Origin of the sequence: Nocardia harenae NBRC 108248 (assembly GCF_001612885.1) — a bacterium.
Lineage (GTDB): Bacteria > Actinomycetota > Actinomycetes > Mycobacteriales > Mycobacteriaceae > Nocardia > Nocardia harenae.
In genome coordinates, this window is record NZ_BDBH01000005.1 from 585,639 (window position 1) to 609,718 (window position 24,080).

At 74.5% G+C, this 24,080-nt stretch carries 6 protein-coding genes (1 of these 6 only partly in view); 1 reads left to right on the top strand and 5 read right to left on the bottom strand.

Annotated elements, in window-relative coordinates; all coding sequences use genetic code 11:
- The 5 genes from NH2_RS14035 to mftF all read right to left on the bottom strand — a co-directional run.
- On the bottom strand, positions 1-238 hold the 5' portion of the coding sequence (locus tag NH2_RS14035) for a non-ribosomal peptide synthetase (protein ID WP_067653409.1). Its footprint begins 25,319 nt before the window's first position; 238 of the gene's 25,557 nt are visible here — the first part of the coding sequence; it begins with the start codon at positions 236-238; the stop codon falls past the left edge of the window.
- Positions 235-18,273 carry a non-ribosomal peptide synthetase gene (locus NH2_RS14040; RefSeq protein ID WP_169811475.1) on the bottom strand — a complete coding sequence of 6,013 codons (18,039 nt, stop codon included), beginning with the start codon at positions 18,271-18,273 and terminating at the stop codon, positions 235-237. The genes NH2_RS14035 and NH2_RS14040 overlap by 4 nt, the downstream gene beginning before the upstream one ends.
- A 439-nt stretch (positions 18,274-18,712) precedes the next feature.
- Positions 18,713-20,041, bottom strand: coding sequence for a GAF domain-containing protein (locus NH2_RS14045; RefSeq protein WP_245650559.1), 1,329 nt, complete (start codon positions 20,039-20,041; stop codon positions 18,713-18,715).
- Positions 20,042-20,237: 196 nt separating this feature from the next.
- Positions 20,238-21,674, bottom strand: coding sequence for a mycofactocin dehydrogenase MftG (mftG, locus tag NH2_RS14050; RefSeq protein WP_067653416.1), 1,437 nt, complete (start codon positions 21,672-21,674; stop codon positions 20,238-20,240).
- 3 nt (positions 21,675-21,677) lie between these two features.
- Entirely contained in the window at positions 21,678-23,078 is a 1,401-nt protein-coding gene (gene mftF / locus NH2_RS14055; RefSeq protein ID WP_067653418.1) for a mycofactocin biosynthesis glycosyltransferase MftF, read from the bottom strand.
- A gap of 306 nt (positions 23,079-23,384) precedes the next feature.
- On the opposite strand from mftF, the gene mftR2 reads away from it, so the two are divergent.
- Positions 23,385-24,023: a mycofactocin system transcriptional regulator MftR2 gene (gene mftR2 / locus NH2_RS14060; protein WP_067653420.1), complete on the top strand. Its 639-nt coding sequence runs from the start codon at positions 23,385-23,387 to the stop codon at positions 24,021-24,023.
- Positions 24,024-24,080: the final 57 nt, after the last annotated feature.

Sequence of the window (24,080 nt, forward strand, 5' to 3'; positions counted from 1 at the left end):
CCGAGACCACCACCGAGATGAGCGTGTCCGGCCCCAGCCCGGCACCCATGACCGCACCCAGCTCCGCCAGCTCGGCGGCGAGCTCGGCGTAGCTGACGGTACCGTCGCCGTGCCGCAGCGCGGCGCGCTCCGGCTGCGCCGCGGCGACCGCGTCGATCAGCCAGGGCAGGTCGTCGATGCCGTACCCGCGCTCCCCCGCCGTGCGCGCTGTGGCCGGGACCGAATCGACGTGGGTCATCGGCGAGTTCCTTCCGAATCGGAAACCTGGGCGGCGGCATCGGCCAGCAGGGTCTGCAGTGCGGTGGGGAGGTTCGGGCCGAGCGCCGCGAGCAGGCCGGGGACCAGCCCGGCCAGGGCGACGTGCACCAGCGCCTCCGGTTTGGCGACGGGGCCCATGGCCTTGGCGACCGTGGTCAGCTTGGCGTGCAGCCCGGCGTAGGTCACGGTGTGCTCGCCGTGCGCGAAAGCGGTTGCCTCCGGCGCTTTCTCCGCCGCCGCGGCGACGAGCGCCGGGAGGTCGGCGAGGCCGAGCGCCGCCGGGATCGGTCCGATACTCGGTTCCGGCCGCGCGGCGGGGCGGGGCGTGCGTTCGGCGGCGGTGCGGATGTCGACGGCGCGCAGGGTGGTGTCCGCGTCGGCGGCGATGGCCGCGCAGACCAGGGCGAAGCGCTCGGCCATGGCGCGGACGGTGTGCTCCTCGAACAGGTCGGTGGCGTAGCCGAAGCGCAGTTCGAGGCCGCCGCCGGGCTGCTCGAGCACGGTGAGGTGCAGGTCGGCCTTGGCGTCGCCGAGGTCGAGGTCGAGCGGCTCGACGGTGAGGCCGGGGAGCGGCATCGGGCCGGGCGGGTTGTCCTGCACGGTGAGCATGACCTGGAAGAGCGGGCCGTACGAGGCCGAGCGGGCGCGGCCGAGCCCGTCGACCACCCGGTCGAACGGGAGGTCGGCGTGCGCGAAGGCGGCCAGCTCGCGGCGGCGGACCTCGGTGAGCAGCTCACCCACGGTGCCGCGCGGGTCGAGCTCGGTGCGCAGCACCACCGTGTTGACGAACATGCCGACCAGTTCGTCCAGCTCGGCGCCGCCCCGGCCCGCCACCGGCGTGCCGATGGTGAGATCCGCGGTGCCGCTGAGCTTGCCGAGCAGCACCGCGAGCGCGGTGTGCAGCACGGTGAACAGGGTGCCGCGGTGCTCGACGGCGGTGCGGCGCAGCTCCGCGGTGCGGTGCGGGTCGAGTTCGGTGGTGACGGTGGCGCCGCGGCCGTCCCGGCGGGCCGGGCGCGGGTGGTCGGCGGGCAGCGCGAGTACCTCGGGGGCGCCCGCGAGTTCGGCGCTCCACCAGCTGAGCTGGTCGGCGGCGACGGTGTCGAGCAGGGTGTGCTGCCAGGCGGTGTAATCGGCGAAGGTGATCGCGGGGGCGGGGAGCTCGGGGGCACGCCCGGCCGCGGCGGCGGTGTAGGCGCGGACCAGGTCGGTGGCGAGCGGGACCGCCGAGTAGCCGTCGGCGGCGATGTGGTGCAGCACCACCGCGAGGACCCAGTCCCGTTCGCCCGCGCGGAGCAGGGTGGCGCGGATCGGAGGGGCGGTCGTCACGTCGAAGCCCCCGCGCGCGAAATCCGCGATGGCGCTCACGTAGTCGGTGACGGGGCGGATGGGCAGGGGTTCCGGGGCAGGGGCGGGCAGGATCTCCTGGATCGGGCCGTCGGGGCTGTCCGGGTAACGGGTGCGCAGGGGTTCGTGGCGGCGCGCGACGGCGGCGAGGGCGCTGCTCAGGGCGGTGACGTCGAGGTCGCCGGTGAGGCGGAGGGCGAGCGGGATGTTGTAGGCGTCGGAGGTGGTGCTCAGCTGGTTCAGCACCCACATGCGGTGCTGGGCCGGGGCCAGGGGGACGGGGGTGCTGGTCGCGCGCGGGGTCAGCGGCGGGCGCGGGGTGCCGAACTCCGGGAGTCGCGCGGCGAGGGCCTGCACCGTCGGCGCCTCGAAAACCGCCGCCACCGGTACCTGGGCGCGCAGCGCGGCGCCGAGGCGGGCGGCGAGGCGGGTGGCCAGCAGGGAGGTGCCGCCGAGGGCGAAGAAGTCGGTCTCGGCGGTGCTGCCGGGGGCGCCGACGACCTCGGCGAAGGCGGTGGCGACGAGGGTTTCGGCGAGGCCGGAGGGGGGTCGGCCGGAAGGGTCGGTGAACTCCGGCTCCGGGAGGTCGGCGCGGTCGACCTTGCCGTTGGGGGTGAGGGGCAGGGTGGGGAGGACGACGATCGTGGCGGGGACCAGGTAGGCCGGGAGTTCCGCGCGCAGGGCGGTGCGGAGTTCGGTCGCGCGGGTGGTGTGGGGCGCCGCGACGTAGGCGACGAGCCGTGGGCCGCCCGCGCTCTCGCGGGCGACGGCGACGGCCGCGGTGACCGCGGGCCGGCGGAGCAGGGCGCTCTCGACCTCGCCGAGCTCGATGCGGAAGCCGCCGATCTGCACCTGGAAATCGGCGCGTTCCAGGTATTCGAGGGCGCCGTCGGGGCGGCGGCGGACTATGTCGCCGGTGCGGTACATGCGGGTGCCGGTGGCGTACGGGTCGGCGACGAAGCGGTCGGCGGTGCGGGCGGGGTCGCTCCGGTAGCCGCGGGCGAGCTGGGCGCCGGTGAGGTACAGCTCGCCGGGGACGCCGGTCGGGACCGGGTGCAGGCGGGCGTCCAGTACTCGGACGCCGCTGTTCCAGCAGGGCGTTCCGATCGGGACCGTGTGGATCGGGGGGTCGGTGACCTCGTGGGCGGTGATCGACACCGCGGCTTCGGTGGGGCCGTAGAGGTTCCACAGGGCCACGTCGGGGGCGTCGCGGCGGAGGGTTGCCGCCGTCGCGGCGGGGAGGGCCTCGCCGATGGCGAGTACCCGGCGCAGCGTGGCCGGGATGCCGGTGACCAGGAGCATGCCGAGCAGGGAGGGGACCGCGTACAGGGTGGTGATGCCGTGGTCCTCGGCGAGCGTGCGCAGTCTCTCCGGGTCGCGTTCGGTGCCCGGTTCGGTGATCACCAGGGTGCCGCCGGTGGTGAGCTGGGCCCAGAATTCCCAGACCGAGAGGTCGAAGGTCGCCGGTGTTTTGAGCAGGGTTGCGTCTGTCGGGCCGAGGGCGAAACGGTCCGCGAGCCAGCGGAGTTGGTTGACCACGGCGGCGTGGGAGATCGTGACGCCCTTCGGGGTGCCGGTGGAGCCGGAGGTGAAGATGACGTACGCCGGGTGCTCCGGGCGCAGGGGTTCCCTTCGCTCCGGGTCGGTGATCGGGTCGGTGCCGGTTCCGGCGGAGGGCTCGTCGGCCGCTACCGCGGCGGGGTTCGGCGCGGTGCCGGACGCATCGTCGGCTTCGCCGGTCTCGAACGCGGCGGGGTGCTGCGGGGTGGCGAACGCATTCGCCTCCTCGACTCGCAGGATCGGGCGGTCGGTGCGAAGGTGGGGGGTGTCGGGGGTGGTGAGGATGCAGGTGGGGGCGGCTGTGGCGAGGATGTGGGCGATGCGGTCGGCGGGGTGGTCGGGGTCGATGGGGAGGTAGGCGCCGCCCGCACGGGTGACCGCGTACATGGCGATGACCAGGTCGAGGGAGCGGCGCATGGCGAGGGCGACGGTGCGCTCGGGGCCGACGCCGTGGGTCAGGAGGGTGCGGGCCAGGCGGGTGACGCGGGCGTCGAGGTCGCGGTAGCGGAGGGTGCTGCCGGTGGCGGCGTCGACCAGGGCGGGGGCGTCGGGGGTGCGGGCGACCTGGGCGGTGAAGAGGTCGTCCAGGGTGGCGGGGGCGAGGGGGGTCGCCGGGGGCGGGGCGAGGAGGGCGGTGCGCTCGGGGGGGCCGAGCAGGTCGAGGTCGCCGATCGGGCGGGCGGGGTCGGCGGTGACGTGGCGCAGCAGGCGCACCAGGCGGGTGGCGATGGCGTCGGCGGTGGCGGGCTCGAAGAGGTCGGTGGCGTAGCCGAGCGTCAGGTCGAGGCCGGCGGGGGTGCCGTCGGAGGTGTAGCGGTCCCGCACGAAGAGGTGCAGGTCGAATTGCGCGACGCCGTCCTCGAACTCGACGGGCTCGACCGCGAGGCCGGGCAGCTCGAATTCCCCGTGCTCGTGGTTCTGGAAGGAGTACCCGACCTGGAAGAGCGGGTGCCGCGCCGTCGAGCGCGCGGGGTTCAGCACCTCGACCAGCCGCTCGAACGGCACGTCGGCGTGGCTCAGCGCCGCCACATCGGCCCGCCTGGCGCGGTCGAGCAGCGCGGTGAAGCTCTCCGCACCGCGCACCTCGGTGCGCAGGACCAGCGTGTTCACGAACATGCCGATGACGTCGTCGAGCTCAGCGGCGCCGCGGCCCGCGATCGGCGTGCCGACCGCGATATCGCCGGTGCCGGAGAGCCGGGCCAGCAGCGCGGCGAAGGCGGCGTGCACCACCATGAACAGGGTGGCGCCGCGGCCGCGGCCGAGCGCGGTCAGTGCGGCGTGCGCCGCCGCGTCCAGCTCGACGGCGATGCGGGCGCCGCGCAGGCTCTGGTGCGGCGGGCGCGGGTGGTCGGTGGGCAGGGCGAGCTGGTCCGGGAGCCCGGCGAGGGTGCCGGTCCAGAAGGAGAGCTGTTCGGCGGCGAGCGATTCCGGGTCGGTGTCGGCGCCGAGCAGCGCGTGCTGCCACAGGGCGTAGTCCGCGTACTGCACCGGGAGCGGCGGGAAGGACGGTGTGGCGCCCGCGGTTCTGGCGGCGTAGGCGGTCATGAGGTCGCGGGCGAAAGGGACCAGCGAGGAGCCGTCGGCGGCGATGTGGTGCAGGACCGCGGCGAGCACGTGCTCGCGCTCGCCGAGCCGGAGCAGGCGGAGGCGGAGCGGGACCTCGGCGGTGACGTCGAAGGTGGTGGCGGCCAGGGTGGCGATCCGGTCGGGTACCGCATCCGGAGAAGTCCGCACCGGGTGCAGAGATTTCTCGGCGATATCACCCACCGGGCAGATCTCCTGCACCGGTTCGCCGTCGAGCATCGGGTAGCGGGTGCGCAGCGACTCGTGCCTGGTGAGCACGTCGGTGATGGCGGCGGTGAGCGCCTCGGTGTCGAGGTCGCCGGTGAGCCGGAGCGCGAACGGAATGTTGTAGGCGGTCGCGGCGGCGCCGAAGCGGTTCAGGAACCACATGCGCTGCTGGGCGGGCGAGAGCGGGATCCGCTCCGGGCGCGGGCCCGCGGTGAGCGCCGGGCGGCGGTCCGCGGCACCGGCTCGCACCGCTCGGGCGAGGTCGGCCACGCGCGGCGCCTCGAACAGCGTCCGCACCCCGACCGCCCGATCCAGCGCGGCCCCGATCCTGGCCGCCGCCTTCGCGGCCAGCAGTGAGCTGCCGCCGAGCGCGAAGAAGTCGTCGTCCGCGCCGGCCAGCTCCAGCCCGAGCACGTCGGCATACACCGCGGCCACGAGCTGCTCCGCGTGCCCGCGCGGGGCCCGATACCCGGCCGCCTCGAACACCGGCGCAGGCAGCGCAGCCCGATCCAGCTTCCCGTTGACCGTCAACGGAATCCGCTCGACCGCGACCAGCGCCGCCGGAACCATGTGCTCCGGCAGCACCGCCGCCAGCCCCTGCCGCACCGCGACCAGATCCAGCGCCTGCCCCGGCACCGCCGAGTGCGCACCGGGCGCGACCTCCGCCGCGGCATCCCGCGCGGCCCCGGCCGCGGCATCCGACGCGACCTCGCACGCTTTCTCCGGCACCACGTAGCCGACAACGGCGGCTTCGTCGGCCAGATCGTGCCGCACGATCACCGCCGCCTCGCGCACCCCGGCGACGCGCACCAGCCGCGCCTCGATCTCCCCGAGCTCGATCCGGAATCCGCGCAGGTTGACCTGCTGATCCGCACGCCCGAGATACTCCAGCTCACCGGTGGCGGTCCAGCGCGCCAGATCGCCGGAGCGGTACGCGCGGGTGCCATCGCCCGCGTACGGGTCGGCGACGAAGCGGCTCGCGGTAAGGCCGGGGCGGTTCAGGTAGCCGCGGGAGAGTTGCGGGCCGGAGACGTAGATCTCGCCCGGTACCCCGGCCGGTACGGGGCGCAGTCGCTCGTCGAGCAGGCGCACGGTGAGGCCGGGCACGGCGCGGCCGATCGCGCCGGTGGCGCCCGGTTCCAGGACGCGGTGCGTGACGTGCACCGTCGTCTCGGTGATGCCGTACATGTTCACCAGCGCGGGCCGCCGCGGGTAGCGCTGCTGCCACTCGCGCAGGCGGGACGGCTCCAGTGCCTCGCCGCCGAAGATCACCGTGCGCAGGGCGTTCGGGGCGGGCGGTGCCGCCAGGTCGGCGGCGATCAGCTGGTAGAAGGCGGAGGGGGTCTGGTTCAGGACCGTGACGCCCTCGGTGCGCAGCAGTTCACGGAACTGCTGCGGGGAGCGGGCCACGAAGTGGTCGACGACCACGACTCGGCCGCCGTGCAGCAGGGCGCCCCAGATCTCCCAGACGGAGAAGTCGAAGGCGTAGGAGTGGAACAGGGTCCAGACGTCGGCCGGGCCGAAATCGAACAGGTCCCTCGTGTTGTCGAGCAGGCGCAGCACCGCACTGTGCGGTACCACCACGCCCTTGGGCCGCCCGGTCGACCCCGACGTGTAGATCACGTAAGCCGGGTGCTCCGGGCGCAGCGGTGCCCTGCGCTCGGCATCGGTGATCGGCCCGGTGCCGGTCCCGGCGAACGCCGAGGTCACCGGGGTCGGGACAGTACCGGACAGCAGGGTGCCGGTGATGTCGAGGACGGGGCCGGAGAACGAATCGGCGGGGAGCCCCGCGTCCGGCGCGGTGATGGCGCAGATCGGGGCGGCGTCGTCGAGCACGGAGGCAATGCGCTCAGCGGGGTACCCGGGATCGACCGGGAGATAGGCGGCCCCCGCTTCGAGCACGGCGAGCAGCGCGACGACCAGCTCCGCGGAGCGGGGAAGCGCGACCGCGACGAGCATCTCCGGCCTCGCCCCGGCAGCGATCAAACACCGGGCGAGCCGCCGCGCCCGGGCAGCCAGCTCACCGAAGCTCACACTCGACGAACCGTGCCGCACGGCGACGGCGTCGGAGAACGAAGCGGCCGTGGCGAAGCGGGAGACGAGCGTATCGGCGCAGGCCTCCGCGACCGGCGCGGAGACAGCCCACGCCCGCAGTGCGAGCTCCTGCTCCTCCGCGCTGAGCAACTGGATATCCCCGACCACAACGGTCGGATCCGCCGCCACCGCGGCCAGCACCTGCGCGAACCGCCGCCCGAGCACCCGCACCGTGCCCGCGGAGAAGAGATCCGTGGCGTAGCAGATCTCGATATCCATCCCGCCGGCGCGGCCATCCGCGTCGTACGCCTCGACCACGGTGAACTGCAGATCGAACTTCGCCGCGACGGGTTCCACCGGGTACGGCGCCACGGTGAGCCCGGGCAGCTCCAGCACCGGCGGCGTGAAGTTCTGGAAGCTCAGCGCCACCTGGAAGAGCGGGTGCCGGTCCGCGGCCCGCACCGGAGCCAACCGCTCGACCAGCTCCTCGAAGGCGGCATCGGGCCGGGAGAGATCGTCCAGATCCCCGGTGCGCACGGCATCGAGCACCACCTCGAACCGATCGCGCACATCGACCGTGCTCCGCAGCACCAGCGTGTTCACGAACATCCCGACCATCGGGTCGAGCGCGGCATCCCCGCGCCCGGCCACCGGCGTGCCGATGGCGATGTCCGCACTCCCGGAGAGCCGCGCGAGCAGCACCGCCAGCGCCGCGTGCACGGTTCCGAAGAGCGTGCTCTCCCGCTTCCTCGCCAGCTCACCGAGCTCGCCGTGCAGGTCGGAGTCGATGTGCAGGTGGTGCACCGCCCCCCGGTGCGAGGCGGCGGCCGGGCGCGGCCGGTCGGCGGGCAGCTCGAGCTGCTCGGGCAGCGCGGCCAGCCGCCGCTCCCAGTACGCGAGCTGCCGCTCGGCCTCCGGATGCGCCCGCTGCGCCTCCTGCCACAGCGCGTAGTCGGCGTACTGCACCGGCAGCGGCGCCGGTTCCGGCTCCCGCCCGGCCGCCCTGGCCGCGTAGGCCGCCGTCAGATCGGCGGCGAGCGGCGCCAGCGAGAACCCGTCGCAGGCAATGTGGTGCACGATCACCAGCAGGATGTGCTCCGCCGGCCCGGCACCGATCAGCACCGCCCGCAGCGGCAACTCGCTCCTGAGATCGAACGCCGCCGCCGCCACCAGCGCCGCGACCGCGGCGGCGGCACCATCGTCGCCCGCGAACTCCGCGGCACCGCTATCACCCGCGACCTCCGCGGCACCGCCATCACCCGCGACCTCCGCGGCACCGCTATCACCCGCGAACTCTGCGACACCGCTATCACCCGCGAACTCCGCGGCACCGCCATCACCCGCGACCTCCGGCACGCCACCGCCACCGGCGACAACCCGCAGCGCGACCCGCCCCTCGGCCAAGACCACCTGCTCCGGTCCATCCGGCCCATCCGGATAAACCGTCCGCAGAACCTCGTGCCGCCGCACCACATCACCGAGCGCCGCCTCCAGCGCGCCCCGGTCGAGCGCACCGCGCAGCCGCAGCGCCAACGGCACCGCATTGAGCGTGTCCGCCCCATCCAGATACCGATTCACGAACCACATCCGCCGCTGCGCCGCGGTCAGCGGAATCCGCTCCGGCCGCCCCACCCGGACGACCGGCGGCCGCGCCCCCTCCCCGCGCTGCCGCGCGGCCCTGGCGGCCAGCCCCGCCACGGTGGGCGCCTCGAAGAGCATCCGCACCGGCAGCGTCGCGTCCAGCGCCGCCCCGACCCGGGCAACCACCCGGGTGGCGCTCAGCGAGTTCCCGCCGAGCGCGAAGAAATCGTCGTCCGCCCCGACCGACGCCACCCCGAGCACCTCGGCGAAGGCGGCCGCCGCCACCTCCTCGGCGAACCCGCGCGGCGCCCGGTACCCGGCCACCCCGGTGAACTCCGGATCCGGCAGCGCCCGCCGATCCAGCTTCCCGGAAGCATTGAGCGGCAGCTCATCCAGCACCACGACGGCCGAAGGCACCAGCGCCGACGGTAGTCGCTCGGCGAGCTCGGACCGCACCGCCACCGGATCGAGGTGCCCGGCCCGCCCCGGCACCGCGTACGCCACCAGGTGCTCCCCGCGCAGCAGCACAGCCGCCTGCGCCACCGCGGCGTCCGCCCGCAGCACCGCCTCGATCTCACCCAGCTCGATCCGCTGCCCACGCAGCTTGACCTGGAAGTCCGCGCGCCCCAGGTACTCCAGCGCGCCGTCGCCCCGCCACGCGGCCAGATCGCCGGTGCGGTACATGCGCGCCCCGGGCCCGCCGAACGGGTCGGCGACGAACCGCTCCGCCGTCAGCTCCCCCCGCCCCGCGTACCCGCGCGCGAGCTGCGCCCCCGCCAGGTACAGCTCCCCCCGCACCCCGGCAGGAACCGGCCGCAGCCGCGAATCCAGCACGTAGAGCTGGGTATTGAAGACCGGCCTGCCGATCGGGACGGTAGCCTGGTCCGCCTCGGTGACCTCGTGGTACGTCACGTCGACGGCGGCCTCGGTCGGCCCGTACAGGTTGTGCAGCCACGCACTCGTCGAGTCGAGCAGCCGCCGCGCCACCGGTGCGGGCAGCTCCTCGCCCGAGGAGAACACATTGCGCAGGTCGGAGAAGTCCCCGAGCCGATCCTCGGCCACGAAGACCGCGAGCATGGACGGCACGAAGTGCACCGTCGTCACCCGCTCGGCCGCGATCACCTCGGCCAGGTAGGCGGGGTCGCGGTGCCCGTCGGGCTTCGCGACCACCAGCCGCGCGCCGGTCTGCAGCGGCCAGAAGAACTCCCACACCGACACGTCGAAGGTCGCGGGCGTCTTCTGCAGCACCACGTCGAAGCGGTCGAGGCCGTACTCCTCCTGCATCCACACCAGGCGGTTCACGATCGCCGCATGCGACACCACGACCCCCTTGGGGCGCCCGGTGGAGCCGGAGGTGAACAGCACGTACGCCGGGTTCTCCGGCCGCAGCCCGACCCCGCCGAGCGGCGCGTCCGAGTATCCGTCGAGGTCGAGCGCGTCCAGATCGAGCGCCCCCGGCAGCCGACCACCCAGGGTGAGCACGCACCGCGCCCGCGCCGTCCCCAGCACATCGGCGATCCGCTCCGCCGGGTGCTCCGGATCCACCGGCAGGTACGCCCCGCCCGCCGCGAGCACCGCGTACAGCGCGACCACCAGCTCGACCCCGCGCGGCAGCGCGACCCCGACCACCTCCTCCGGCCCGACCCCGTGCGCCACCAGCGCCCGCGCCAGCCGGTGCACGCGCCCGGCGAACTCCGCGTACGTCAGCGTCGCGCCATCGAAGGTGACCGCGGGCGCCTGCGGGGTTGCCGCCACCTGCGCCTCGAACAGGGAGACCAGCGTGGCCCCAGGTTCCACCGGGAAATCCGTGTCGTTCCAGGTGCGCAGCACCCGCTCGGCCTCCCCGGCGCCGAGCAGCGGCAGATCCCCGACCGCCCGCTCCGGCTCGGCCACCAGGGCGCGGAGCAGCAGGGTGAACCGCGCCGCGAGCGCCGCGACCGTCCCCTCCTCGAACAGGTCGGTGGCGTACTCCAGCACCGCGGGCAGCGGGCCGTCCGCGCGCTCGGTGACCGTCAGCTGCAGGTCGAATTTCGCTGTCGCCGTGTCGATATCGAGCGGCTCGACCGCGAGCCCGGGCAGCGCGGGCACCGCGGGCGGCTGCTGCCGCAGGTCGAGCATGACCTGGAAGAGCGGGTGCCGCGCCGCGGAGCGCTCCGGGCTCAGCGCCTCGACCACCCGCTCGAACGGAATGTCGGAGTGCGCGAAGGCCCGCAGATCCCCGTCCCGCACCGCCGCGAGCAGCGCGGTGAATCCCGCCGCCGGCCGCACCGCGGTACGCAGCACCAGCGTGTTCACGAACATGCCGACCACATCGTCGAGCGCCGCGTCGGCCCGCCCCGCCACCGGGGTGCCGAGCGCGATATCGGTACCCCCGGTGAGCCGCGCCAGCAGCGCCGCGAAACCCGCGTGCAGCGCCATGAAGAGCGTGGCCCCGGTGGCCGCGGCCAGTTCGCGCAGCGCGGCCGCGGTCTCCGCGTCCACGCTGAAGGCGTGTCTGGCGCCGCGCCCGCCCGCGACCGCGGGACGCGGCCGATCGGTGCGCAGCCCGAGCTCGTCCGGCAGCCCCGCGAGCTCCCCGCGCCAGAACCGGAGCTGCTCCGCGAGCGGCGATTCCGGGTCGTCGGCGCTGCCGAGCACGGTGTGCTGCCACACCGTGAAGTCCGCGTACTGCAGCGGCAGCGGGGTGAACCCCGGTTCGCCGCCGCCGATCCGAGCGGCGTATGCCCGCAACAGATCCCGGGTGAGCGGCACGATGGACCAGCCGTCCGCCGCGATGTGGTGCAGCGCCACCACCAGCACCGACCGCTCGGCGGCGATGCGCAGCACGGTGAACCGCACCGGCGCCGCCAGGTCGAGCGCGAACGGCTCGGCGGCCAGCGCACGCACCCGCCGCCGCACGGCGCCGCTCTCCACCTGCTCGACCGTCACCGGCACCCCCGCCGGGTCCGGCGGCAGGATCTGCTGGCAGCCCACCCCGTCCACCGCCGGGTAGCGGGTGCGCAGCGCCTCGTGCCTGGCCAGCACATCGCCGACCGCGGCACGCAGCGCGGCCTCGTCCAGCTCCCCCGTCAGCCGAAAGGCCGCGACCAGCGTATTCGCCGCCGACTCGCGGTCGAACCGGTCCAGGAACCACAGCCGCTGCTGGGCGTAGGAGAGCGGAAGCGGCTCCGGCCGCGGCCCGGCGACGGGGGCGGGCAGCCGCCGCACCGCACCGCGCTCGACCAGGCCGCGGGCCAGCGCGCCGACGGTGGGCAGGTCGAAGAGGGCGCGCACCGGGACGTCGAGTTCCAGCCGCTCCGCCAGCCGGGCCGCGATCCTGGTGGCGACCAGCGAGTTCCCGCCGAGCGCGAAGAGGTCGTCGTCCAGCCCGACCCGCTCCAGCCCGAGCACCTCGCCGAAGACCGCGGCGACGGCGCGCTCCACCGCGGACTCCGGGGCGCGGAAGGCGGCGACGGTGAGCTCCGGCTCGGGCAGCGCGCGCCGGTCCAGCTTGCCCGCCGCCGAGAGCGGGAGCGCGTCGAGCAGCACGAAGGCGCCGGGCACCATGTACGAGGGCAGCAACTCGCGCAGCCGCTGCTCCAGCGCCGCGGCCGGGTCGGGGACGGCGGGCACCACCCAGGCCACCAGCAGCTCACCGGCGGCGTGCGCGTACACGCCCACCGCGGCCGCGCGCACCTCCGGCTGCGCGGCCAGCGCGGCCTCCACCTCGCCCAGCTCCAGCCGCTGCCCGCGCAGCTTCACCTGGAAGTCGGCGCGGCCCAGGTACTCCAGCTCGCCGGAGCGGTTGCGGCGCACCAGGTCACCGGTGCGGTAGAGCCGCGCCCCCGCGGGCCCGGCGACGAAGCGCTCGGCGGTGAGCGCCGCCCTGCCGTGGTAGCCGCGGGCCAGCTGCGCGCCGGCCAGGTACAGCTCGCCGACCACATTGTCCGGCACCGGCCGCAGCCGCCGGTCCAGCACCAGCGCGGTGCTGCCCGGCACCGGGCGCCCGATCGGCACCGGGCCGGTGGTGGCGGCGGGCACCGGTGCGTGGGTGGCGTGCACGGTGAACTCGGTGGGGCCGTAGAGGTTGTGCAGCGCGGCGGTGCTCACCGCGCCGAAGGCGGCGGCCGCGGCGCCGGTCATGGCCTCGCCCGCGACCAGCACCAGCCGCAAGGTGCCGAGCGTCCCGGCCGGGGCCGCCTCGGCGAAGGCGGTGAGCATGGATGGCACGAAGGAGGTCGCGGTGATGCCGTGCTCGGCGATGGTCGCGGCCAGGTAACCGGCGTCCCGGTGCCCGTCGTGCGCCGCCACCACCACGCGCGCACCCCTGGTGAGCGGCGCGAACAGCTCCCACACCGAGACGTCGAAGGTGGCGGGGGTCTTGAACAGCACCGCGTCGGCGGCGTCCAGCGCGTACTCCGCGCCGAGCCAGGCGATCTGGGCGGCCAGCCCCGCGTGCGTCACGGTGACGCCCTTCGGCCGCCCGGTGGAGCCGGAGGTGAAGATCAGGTACGCGGCGTGCTCCGGCCGCAGCGGCCGCAGCCGGTCGGCATCCGTCACCGGGGTGTCGCTGTAAGCGGCGTGCCCGGGGTCGTCAACGGTCAGCACAGGCAGCTCGCACCCCCAGCCGTCTTCCGCCCTGGTCAGCGCACAGATCGGTGCCGCTTCGGCGAGCACGGTGGCCAGCCGCGCGGCGGGCTGATCCGGATCCACCGGCACATACGCGCCGCCGGCCAGCAGCACCGCGTGCGCGCCGAGCACGAACTCCAGCGAGCGGCGCATCCCGAGCACCACCCTGGTCTCCGGCCCGACCCCGGCCGCGATCAGCGCACGGGCCAGCCGAGCCGTCCCGGCCGCGAAATCCGCGTAACTCAGGGTGCGCGCGCCGTCGGTGACGGCGGGGGCAGCGGGACTGAGCAGCGTCTGCGCGGCGAGCGGCGCCAGCACGGTGGCAGGCGCGGCGAGCGCGGGAGCGGCGCCGAGCGCGACGATCCGGGCCTGCTCGGCGCTATCGAGCACCGGCAGATCGCCCACCGGGGTGCCCGGATCGGCGAGCACGGCGCGCAGCAGCAGCACCAGCGCCCCGCCGAGCCCCTCGATCGTGGCGCGGTCGAAAAGCTCCGTCGCGTACGAGAATTCGGCCGCTACCTCGGCCGGTGCCGAACCTTCCCCGAGCTCGGCACCGACCGGGCGCTCCCTCCGGCTCTCCGAGATCGTGAGCTGGAGGTCGAATTTGGTGACTCCGGTGTCCAGCGTACTGGCGCACACCTGCGCGCCGGGCAGTTCCAGTGTGATTGCCGTCGCGTTGTCGAAGGCGAGCAGCACCTGGAACAGCGGGTGCCGCGCCTGCGACCGCGGCGGGTCGAGCACCTCGACGAGCTGCTCGAACGGCACGTCGGCGTGGCCGAAGGCGGCCAGGTCGGTTTCGCGCACGTCGCGGAGCAACTCGGCGAAGGAGACGGCCGGGTCGACGGCGGTGCGCAGCACCAGGGTGTTGACGAACATGCCGACCAGGTCGTCCAGCGCCCGGTGGCCGCGCCCGGCCACCGGGGTGCCGATGGCGATGTCGTCGGCGCCCGCGAACCGCGCGAGCAGCACGGCGAGCGCCGCGTGCCACACCATGAAACTGGATACCCCGTGCGCCGCGGCGAATTCGCCGATGGCGGCGGCCAGCCCGGACGGCACCGGCAGCCGGTGCGTGCCGCCGCGGCCGGAGGCGACGGCGGGGCGCGGGCGGTCGGTGGGCAGCGCGAGCGAGTCGGGCAGCCCGGCGAGCCGATCGGTCCAGTAGGCGAGCTGCCCGCCGCGGTCGAGTTCGTGCTGCCAGAGGCTGTAGTCGGCGTACTGCACCGGGAGCGGCGCGGCCGGGGCGGCGCCGGTGAGCCTGGCCTGGTAGGCGTGCGCGAGGTCGCGGGCGAGCACCCGCAGCGAGAGGCCGTCGGCGGCGATGTGGTGCAGGACAACGAGCAGCGCGAGCGAGCCGTCGTCGACCGCGAAGAGCGCGGCGCGGAAGGGGGTCTCGCGGGTCAGGTCGAAGCCGGTGGCGGCCGCGGCGGCGAGCCTGCCGTCCAGCTCGGCCGCGGGCACCGGCACCGGCGCGCCGAGCACCGGCTCCGGGTCGAGCACCAGCTGATGGGCGGGCGAGGGCCGCTCGGCGGGCGGGAAGACGGTGCGCAGCACCTCGTGCCTGGTGACCAGGTCGGACACCGCGGCGCGCAGCGCGTCCGGCTCGACCGCGCCGGTGAGCCGCAGCACGAAGGGCATGTTGTACCCCGCGCCGCCGCGCTCGAACCGGTTCAGGAACCAGATCCGCCGCTGCGCGGGGGACAACGGAACCAGCGGCGGCCGTTGCCGCGCCCGCAGCTGCGCGACACCGGACGCGCCGCCGGATCCGCCCGCCCGCTCGACGAGCTCCGCGAGGCCCCGCACCGTTGTGGCGGTGAACAGGTCGCGGACGCCGAGCGGGCAGTCCAGGTCGGCGGAGAGCCGGGCGGCCACCTGGGTGGCCGCGAGGCTGTTCCCGCCGAGGGTGAAGAAGTCGTCGTCGCGGCCGACCCGCGCGCAGCCGAGCACCTCCGCGAACACCCCGGCCACGATCTCCTCGATCGGACCGACGGGCGCGGTGTGCACCGCCGCGGTGCGGACCGGCGCGGGCAGCGCCGACCGATCCAGTTTGCCCGACGCGTTCACCGGAAGCGCGGGGAGGACCACGAAAGCCGCCGGGACCATGTACGACGGCAGCGCCGCGAGCGCCGCCGCGCGCAGTTGCCCGAGCTCGACGGTGGCCGCCCCGGCAGGCACCGCGTAGGCGACGAGCTGTCTGCCCGCCCCCGCGTCGTCGCGGACGAGCACCACCGCACGGGCCACGCCCGGCACCGCCGCCAGCACCGCCTCGATCTCGCCGAGCTCGATCCGCAGCCCGCGCAGCTTCACCTGGAAATCGGTGCGGCCCACATACTCCAGCTCGCCGGTCGCGGTCCAGCGCACCAGGTCGCCGGTGCGGTAGAGCCGCGCGCCCGGGGCGCCCCCCTGCCCGCCGAACGGGTCGGCCACGAAGCGGGCCGCGGTCAGCCCCGGCCTGGCGATGTACCCGCGGGCGAGCTGTACCCCCGACAGATACAGCTCGCCCTGAGCCCCGACCGGTACCGGCCGCAGCCGTGAATCGAGCACGTGCAACCGGGTATTGAACACCGGCGCACCGATCGGTACCGAGCGGGAGTCGTTGTCGGTCACCTCGTGGAAGGTGACGTCGACCGCCGCCTCCGTAGGACCGTAGAGGTTGTGCAGCCGGGCCCCGGTGCGCTGCCGGAGCCGCTGCGCGGTGGCGGCGGGCAGCGCCTCGCCGGAGGCGAAGACCTGCCGCAGGGGGGTGCGCGCCGGGAATTCGGGGGACGCGAGGAAGGCGTCGAGCATGGCGGGCACGAAGTGCGCGACCGTCACGCCGTGCTCGGCGATCACCGCGTGCAGGTGCGCCGGGTCGCGGTGCCCCTCCGGATCGGCCAGTACCAGGACCGCGCCGACCTGCAGCGGCCAGAAGAACTCCCACACCGAGACGTCGAAGGTGGCCGGGGTCTTCTGCAGCACCACGTCGTCGGCGGTGAGCCGGTACCGCTCCTGCATCCACACCAGCCGGTTCACGATGGCCGCGTGCGTCACCGTGACGCCCTTCGGGAGCCCGGTGGAGCCGGACGTGAACAGCACGTAAGCCGGATTCCCCGGCCGCACCGCGGGCAGCGTTACGCCGCCGGGGGCGGTAGCGATGGTCTCGGTGATATCCAGCGCGGGAATCGCCCCCGCGCCGGGCGCGCCGCTTGCCTCGGATACCCCGCCCGTCGGCAGCGTCCCACCGGAACCCGGGGCCGCCGCGCGCGGCACACCGCCGTCCGCGGGCAGCACGTCCGCTGGCAGGGCGTCCGCTGGCAGGGCATCCGCAGGCAGCACATCCGCGGGCAGCACATCCGCGGGCAACGCGTCCGCGGGCAGCGGGGTGTCCCCGGTGACCAGTACGCACGCGGGCGCGGCGGTGCGCAGGATGTGCGACGTCCGCTCGGCCGGATGCTCCGGGTCGAGCGGCAGATACGCCGCCCCGGCGGCGTGGATCCCGTACAGCGCGACCACCAGATCGAGCGAGCGCCGCAGGTGCACCGCGACCACCGTCTCCGGCCCGGCCCCCCGCGCGACCAGCGCCCGAGCCAGCCGCGCACTCCGCTCGGCCAGCTCGCGGTAGCTCAGCCCGGCGCCGTCGGCCGCACGCACCGCCACGGCATCGGGGCTCCGCCGCGCCTGCGCCAGGAAAAGCTCGGGCAGGGTGACGGCGGGCACCGCCCACTCCGTCTTGTTCCAGATCCGCGTGCTCACCTCGCGCTCCAGCTCGGTGGCGACCGGAACACCGTGCAGCGGCTCCTCCGCCCGCACCGAGGCCAGCCGCTGCAGGAACCCGGCGAACCGCGCGTGGTGCCGGGAAACCTCCTCCGGGGTATAGAGATTGGGGTTCGCCTCGAAATCGACGTGCACCAGGTCGCGATCGCCGTAGTACACGTTCAGGCTCAGGTCCTCCACCGCCCCGGTGGAGATCACGTGGTTGCGCCCGATGGTCGAGCCGAGCGTCAGATCGGTGCCGAAGAGCATGATGTTGGCGAGCGGCCCCAAGAGCGCGCGCCGCGCGGGCGCCCCCTCCCGCTCGGCGGCGCCGCGAATGTCCTCGTGCCGGTAGCGCTGGTGCCTGAGCGCCCCCGTCACCTCCACCCTGGTGTCGCGCAGCAGCTCGCCCCAGGTGCCGCCGACCCCGACCCGGAGCGGGACCACATTGGAGAGCATGCCGCCCGAGCGCCGCATCACAGCGGTGGTCCGCGCGGTCACCGGCAGGCTCAGCACCACCTCGTCCCGATCGGTGAGCCGGCCCAGGTAGCAGGCGAACCCGGCGAGCAGCACCACCGCGAGCGTGCCGTCGTGCGCGGCGGCGACCGCGGTCAGCCGCTCGGTGAGCCGCTCCGGCAGCACCGCCCCCGCGACGTGGTTGCTCGCGGATCGCGGAGCCGTGCGCCCGGCCAGGCTGGTCGCCTCGTCGAGCCCGGCCACCCGCGCGGCCCAGTGCTCCCGGTCGGCGGCGAAGCGGCTGCTCTCCCGGTAGCGCAGCTCGGCGTCGACGAGGTCGGTGAGCGCACCGGGGCGCACCGGCGCCGCCTCGGTGCCGGCGATCCGCGCGGTGTACAGCTCGGCGATCCGGGTCGCGCAGGCGAGCGCGCCGAATCCGTCGAGCACGATGTGATGCGCCCGCATGTACCAGAACCAGCGCCGCTCGCCGACGCGCAGCGCGGCGCCGGCGAAGAGCCGGTCGGCGAGCAGGTCCACCGGACGCCCCGCGTCGGCCCGCATCCAGGCGTGCCCGGCCGCCACCGGATCGCCGTGCCCGCGCAGGTCGAGCACGGAGACGCGCACATCGAGGGAGGGGTCGACGAGCTGGAAGGGGATCCCGTCGCGCGCACCGAGCCGCACCAGCGCCGATTCGTACTCGGCCGCGGCGACCCGCGTGACCTCCTGCAGCAACTCGGTGTCGAGCTCGCCCTCGACGTCGACGTACTGGGCGACATTGATCGGGACCTCGGGCTCCAGCTGCTGGGCGTACCAGACACCCAGCTGCGCCGGGGCCAGCGCGAACGGTTCGGTGCCCTGGGTTCCGCCGTCGTTCCGCGCGCCGGCCCCACCCGTCTCCGTACCCTGCACCAGAGCCTCCAAGCTATCCGATTCCGTTGTCACCGAACGGTTTTCGGGCAGCACAAAGAGACCTGCGCTGCCGCGGGGTATTGCTTGCGCGAAATGCCGCTGAGGCTCGCGCGGATCCTCGAATGTGAACGAATCGGTGGCCGCCGCCCCCGGTGGCCACCGCGCCTCGACGGTGTCCGCCCGCCGGGGCCGGTTCAGCTGTCCTGACTCCTCACCATCGCGTCGCGGGAGTCGTCACCGCGACCTGTTGCCTACCTCACACGGATTTCGTCCGCGCATTGCGACACTATGTCCTGCTTTAAAAAAACGGAACTTTTTCATCCAAAAAACCTGGGCGATTGTCCAGAAGTTGGCTGATGCCCTGGCTACCCGGGCGCGCAGGCGTTCCACCCCACGTTCGACGGGCGAATGTGACCTGTGGCACCACCGGGGGCCGAGACTATGGGGCGAAACGTTGCATCCGCGTTGCATCGGCGCCGAGCCTGCGATCGAGAACCCGGATCTTGGCCTCGATCTGCGCGTACAGCGGAGACTCGCGATCGACGGTGGCGCGATATGCCATCCAGGCGTCGGCGTCGTCGCGGCCGTCGGGGCCCGCGGTCCACCGGCGCAGTACGGCGGAGTCGCCGGAGTTCAGCACCGCCGCACGCAGCCGCACCCGGAGCTCGTCGCGGATGTCGAGGATGCCCGGCGCGTTCGAGCGCGGCAGCACCGGCCCGGCGTAGAGCCGCAGCGCGGCCTCGACGTCGCCGGAGTCGAGCGCGGCGCGCAGCGCCTCCACGTCGGTTGCCACGTGGGTGCGCAGCCGGTACGGCCGGGAGCCGAAGACGGCGGGGCCGACCACCGCGCGCAGCCGCGACATGGCGGCCCTGATGGTGCCGTTGTCCAGGTCGGTGTCGTCGAGCAACAGCGCCAGGTGGTCGGCGCCGAGCCCCTCGAGGTGCTCGGTGAGCAGCAGCAGGATCTCGGCGTGACGCTGGGAGAGCAGCACCCGGCCGGTCGGCGTGGAGAGCTGCGGCTGACCGAGGCCGAGCACGTCGAGCCCGAGCCTGCCGATCGGCGCGGCCGCGCCCGGCTCGTCCGGGGAGCCGTGCCGCTCGGCCCGCATGGCGCGCAGCACCAGGTCCATCTCCGCGGCGGTCGCCGCCGCCTTGACCAGCGCGAGGATCTCCGGCCGCGCCACGCGGACGCCGCCTGCGATCATCAGCACCCCGACCAGCCTGCCGTCCGGCGCGTGTACCGGGGCGGCGGCGCCGGTGATCTGGTGCATGCGGTGCAGGAAATGCTCGGGGCCGTGGATCCAGGCGGCCCGTCCGGTGCGCACCACCAGCCCCACCGCGCTGGTGCCGATCCGGCGCTCGCTCAGGTCGTCGCCTGCCCGCAGCCCGATCTCGGCGACCGCGCTCACCAGGTCTTCGTTGCCGTGCACGGTGAGCACCCGGCCGAACTGATCGGCGACAACCACGATGAGCCCGCTGCGCGCGGCATCCTGCACGAGGAGCTTGTCGATGAGCGGCATCAGGCCGGCGACCGGGTGCGCGTCCCGGTAGCGCTGCAGGTCGGCGCCGCGCAGCCCGCGGCCGTCCACCGGGTCGAGCGGATCGATCCCCCCGCGTACGCTCCGCAACCACGACTCCAGAACGAGCGGGCGCAGCAGACCGGCGAGCTGTGACAGCTGCTCGCCACCCGTGCCGAGGTACCCGTGGGCCTGCGCGGCATAGGTCTCCAGCGCGCCCAGCTCGGAGCCGTGCTCCGCGTGCGCCGACAAACCTTCGCGCGGTCGGGGAGCGGCACCGTCGTGTTGCCCTCGAGGTCGCCCACCCGCAAGATTGCTGACCATTAGCCTTTCTTTCCCCCCCAAACTGTACCGGCGCGTAGGTTCTGGACGGGGCGGATGACCCCTTTGTCCTTCACCTCACAACAGGGACGGCGGTGCAGAAATTGTGACCCATCAGTCGTTCACATTATCCGCGCATGCCGGAAGCGATGCGCTCGGCGAGCGTGACGACCATCGCCTGCGGCCCGCGGGACAGCGGGACCGGGACGATCGACAGGTCCGCGATCCACAGGTCGTCCAGGCCGTACAGCCGTCCCATCCGGTCCACCACCGCACCGTTGTCACCCGGCCGCCCCATGCGACAGGACCCGGCCAGATGTTGCGAAGTGGTGAGAATGCCGGGCAGCCCGGCCGCCGCGGGCGGGTGCACGGCGGCCGCCACCCCCGCCATCCGGGACAGTAGCTCGGCCGCGGTCCCGAGGCCGTCGGCCAGCTGCCGCCGATCGGCAGCGGCGGCCAGGTGGTTGTGTTCGATCACAGGGGGAATCCGCGGGTCGGCGGCGCGCACCCGGAGCGTCCCGGTGGTAGCCGGGCGCATGAGCGCTACCCCGATCCGGCGCACCCCGCGCGCGAACTCCAGCGCGTACGGCCGCACCTCGACACCGTCCAGCTCCAGCACGGTCTCCAGCGCCACCGCGCCTGCCCGGCCCGCCGAGGTGCGGTAGTCGAGCCCGATCTCCGGGTGGTCGGCGCAGTGCCGCCCCACCGGCGCCGCCAGCACCGGCTCGATCCCGGCCGCGCGCAGCTCGTCCGGCGGGCCGATGCCGGAGCGCAGCAGCAGCGCCGCCGATTCGATGGCGCCCGCGCAGAGCACCACCCGGCCCGCCCGGATGACCCCGGTCTCCGTGCGCACCCCGGCGACCCGTCCGCGCTCGACCACCAGCCGGGTGACCGCGGTGCCCCCACGCAGCGTGAGGTTGGGCCGGCCGAGCGCGGGCAGCAGGTAGCGGGAGCCGGTGTCGGCGCGCAGCGAGCCGTCGAGCGAGCAGGGCACCGGGCCGACGCCGGTGGCGGGGGCATCCGGGGCGTTCCAGTCCGGCACCGCGGGAAGGCCGGCGGCCACCGCGGCGGTGGTGAAGGGGTCGTCCGGCGTGGCGGGGCGGCGCACCGGGATGGGGCCTGCGGTGCCGTGGTACGGCGCGGCGCCGAAGTCCAGGTCGTGCTCGATCGCCGCGAAGGTGGGCGCGAGGGCGGCGGCGCCCCAGCCGTCGTCGCCGAGCCGCGCGCACCACGCGGCGAGGTCGGAGGCGGGCGGGCGGATGAAGTAGGCCCCATTCACGGCGCCGGAGCCGCCGAGCACCGCGCCGCGCACCAGGGTAGCCGCCACCGGGGCGCCGTCGGCGTGGCCGAGCACCGCCTGGTAGTGCCGCAGCCACGGCGCGCCGGGGTCCAGCGGCAGGGTGGCGGCGTCGAGCAGCCCGGGCGGCGCCTGCGCGGGGGTGGCCCAGACCGGGCCCGCCTCCAGGACCAGCACGGCGTGCGCGGGATCCGCGCTCAGCCGGGCGGCGACCACGCAGCCCGCGGTGCCCGCGCCGACGACCAGCGTGTCCGGCTCCGGCCGCACGGCTCAGCCCATCCGGAAGCGCAGCACCGGGGTGAGCGCGGCGGCGCTGCGGGCCCGGTACGCCCCGAGCCAGAGCCCGGAGCCGTACGCGATGTCGTCCAGCCGCTTGAACCCCAGATACCGCACCGGATCGAGGCCGTCGCGCTGGTAGTGCGTGTACCAGTCCACCAGCCCCTCGCCGACCGCGAGCAGCAGCGCCACCCGCCGGATCCGGCGCGAGGCGAGCACCGCGAGCAGCGTGACCGGCCAGTAGTGCCTGCACACCGCGGAGGCGAGCCGCCAGAGCCCGGCGACGAAGCCCCTGCTCACGTAGATCGCCGCGATCCGGTTCGGGTTGTCCAGCCCGGCGAGCACCTTCCGCAGCCGCAGCCCGGCCGCGAGCAGCGTCGCGAAGCCGCCCGCCGCGCCGAGCCGGGTCCCGGTGCCGAAGAGCACCGCGGCCAGCACGGTCCAGGCGGGCAGCGTGAGCGGCGAGACCAGCTCGGCGTGGCGCTCGGCCAGCGGGGCCGCGCCGGTGCCGTAGTACCGCCTGCGCGCGAACCAGGAGCGGAAGGTCACCCGGTGGTCGTGCGCCACCCGGGCGGCAGGCTCGTACCGCAGCCGCCAGCCCGCGCGCTCCAGCCGCCAGCACAGGTCGACGTCCTCCGCGACCCGCATGTCCTCGTCGAAGCCGCCCGCGTCGAGCAGCGCCTGCCTGCGCACCAGCAGCGCCGCGCTCGGCACGTAGCTCACCACCGTATTCGAGCGCACCGCGGCCTCGCGCCGCCCCAGATCGAGCGAGGACCGCGCGTGCTCGTAGCGGGCGAGCGCATTGGCGCGCGGGTCCAGCGCGACGATGCGCGGCGCCACCAGCGCCACCTCGGGGTCGCTGAAGTGCCCGAGCATGACCTCAAGCCACCCGGTGCGCGGCACCACGTCGCTGTCGAGGAAGGCCACGTAGTCGGTGGTCGCGGCGCGCAGCCCGGCATTGCGCGCCGCCGAGGGGCCGAGCGCCGCCTCGTGCCGCAGCACCGTGACCGCCGCCCGGCGCTCCGGATCGCGCACCGGCTCGGCCGAGCCGTCGTCCACCACGATCACCCGGTGGTGCTCGGAGATCCCGGCCAGCAACCGGTCGAGTCCGGCGGCGTTGTCCCGCAGCGGCACCACCACGGTCACCTGGTCCGGCGAGGGCAGCAGCCGGGGCCGCGGATTGCCGACCCCCGAGTCGAGCAGCCGCCGCGCCACCCCGGCCGAGCGCTGATCGGTGACCTCCAGGTAGCCGTCGCCGATCATGGCCGCGGCCTCCGGCGCGAGCCGGAGCAGCCGGGCGGGCGACCCGCCGATCAGGACCCGGCCCCCCGAGAACGCGCGCACCCGCGGATCGATCCGCACCCCGAAACCGTCGGGCAGGCGATCGTGGCGCATTCCTGCGATGCTAGGCCGAATCGGCGGCGCGGGCATCATCGGCCGCCGCCACCTGCGGCGTTGCGGTGCGCGGCGGCGCGTCGCCGGGCACACCGGGGGCAACCGAGGCCGCCGCCGGAAAACTGCAACACGTTACAGTAGGTCGGCGCCCCGGCCGCGCGGTGAACGGCGCATCGCACCCCGCGCACGGTTGACCGAGCACGCCGCGCGCGGAACCGGCCCGCCCGCGCGGGTTCTAGACTTCGATGGGGAACACAGGTGAACGGCGAGTGACGGGTGACACACATCCGCGGCGGTAGAGGTGGCATGGGAGTCGGACGCACACAGGCCAGCGGAGCGGGCAGCTCGCTGTCGGAGGCCGAGATCGTCGAGGCCGCGCTGCGGGTGGTCCGCGAGGACGGGGTGGAGAAGCTCTCCATGCGGCGACTCTCCCGCGAACTCGGCGTCTCGCCGATGGCGCCCTACTACTACGTGGCCGACAAGCGCGAGCTGCTCGACCTGGTCGCCACCGCCGCGCTCACCGGACTCCGCACGCCACCGCGGGATTCCGCGCCGTGGCAGGTGCGGCTGCGCGACCTGATCGACCAGATCGACGAGAAGCTGCGCAAACACCCCGGGCTCGGCGACATCCTGCTGGAGCAGATGCTCGGCAAACAACTGGACCTGATCACCGCCGTCATGGAGATCCTGGTCGACGCCGGCTTCGACGACCGCAATGTGCTCGCCGCCTACGCCACCATCCACACCTACCTCTTCGGCCGCAGCCGGGTGAACCCGCGCGACCGCTACTCTCCCCCGGACGTCACGCTGCCGGAGCCGGTGGCGCGGGCCAGCCGGTACATCGCGGATCTGCGCGGCCGCTACTCCTACGACTTCGGCATGGACGTGCTCGTGGCCGGGCTGGAGGCCCAGCTTGTCCGGCGCCCGCGCGCCGACGTAGGATAAAACTGAAACACGTTCTAGTTTGCGCTTCGCTCCCGGCGCCGCCGGGTCCGGAAAGGA

What these genes read in the sequence shown, in the direction of transcription:
- mftF (WP_067653418.1), bottom strand. Translation starts at nt 23,078, where the DNA reads ATGCGCCACGATCGCCTGCCCGACGGTTTCGGGGTGCGGATCGATCCG.
- mftR2 (WP_067653420.1), top strand. Translation starts at nt 23,385, where the DNA reads ATGGGAGTCGGACGCACACAGGCCAGCGGAGCGGGCAGCTCGCTGTCG.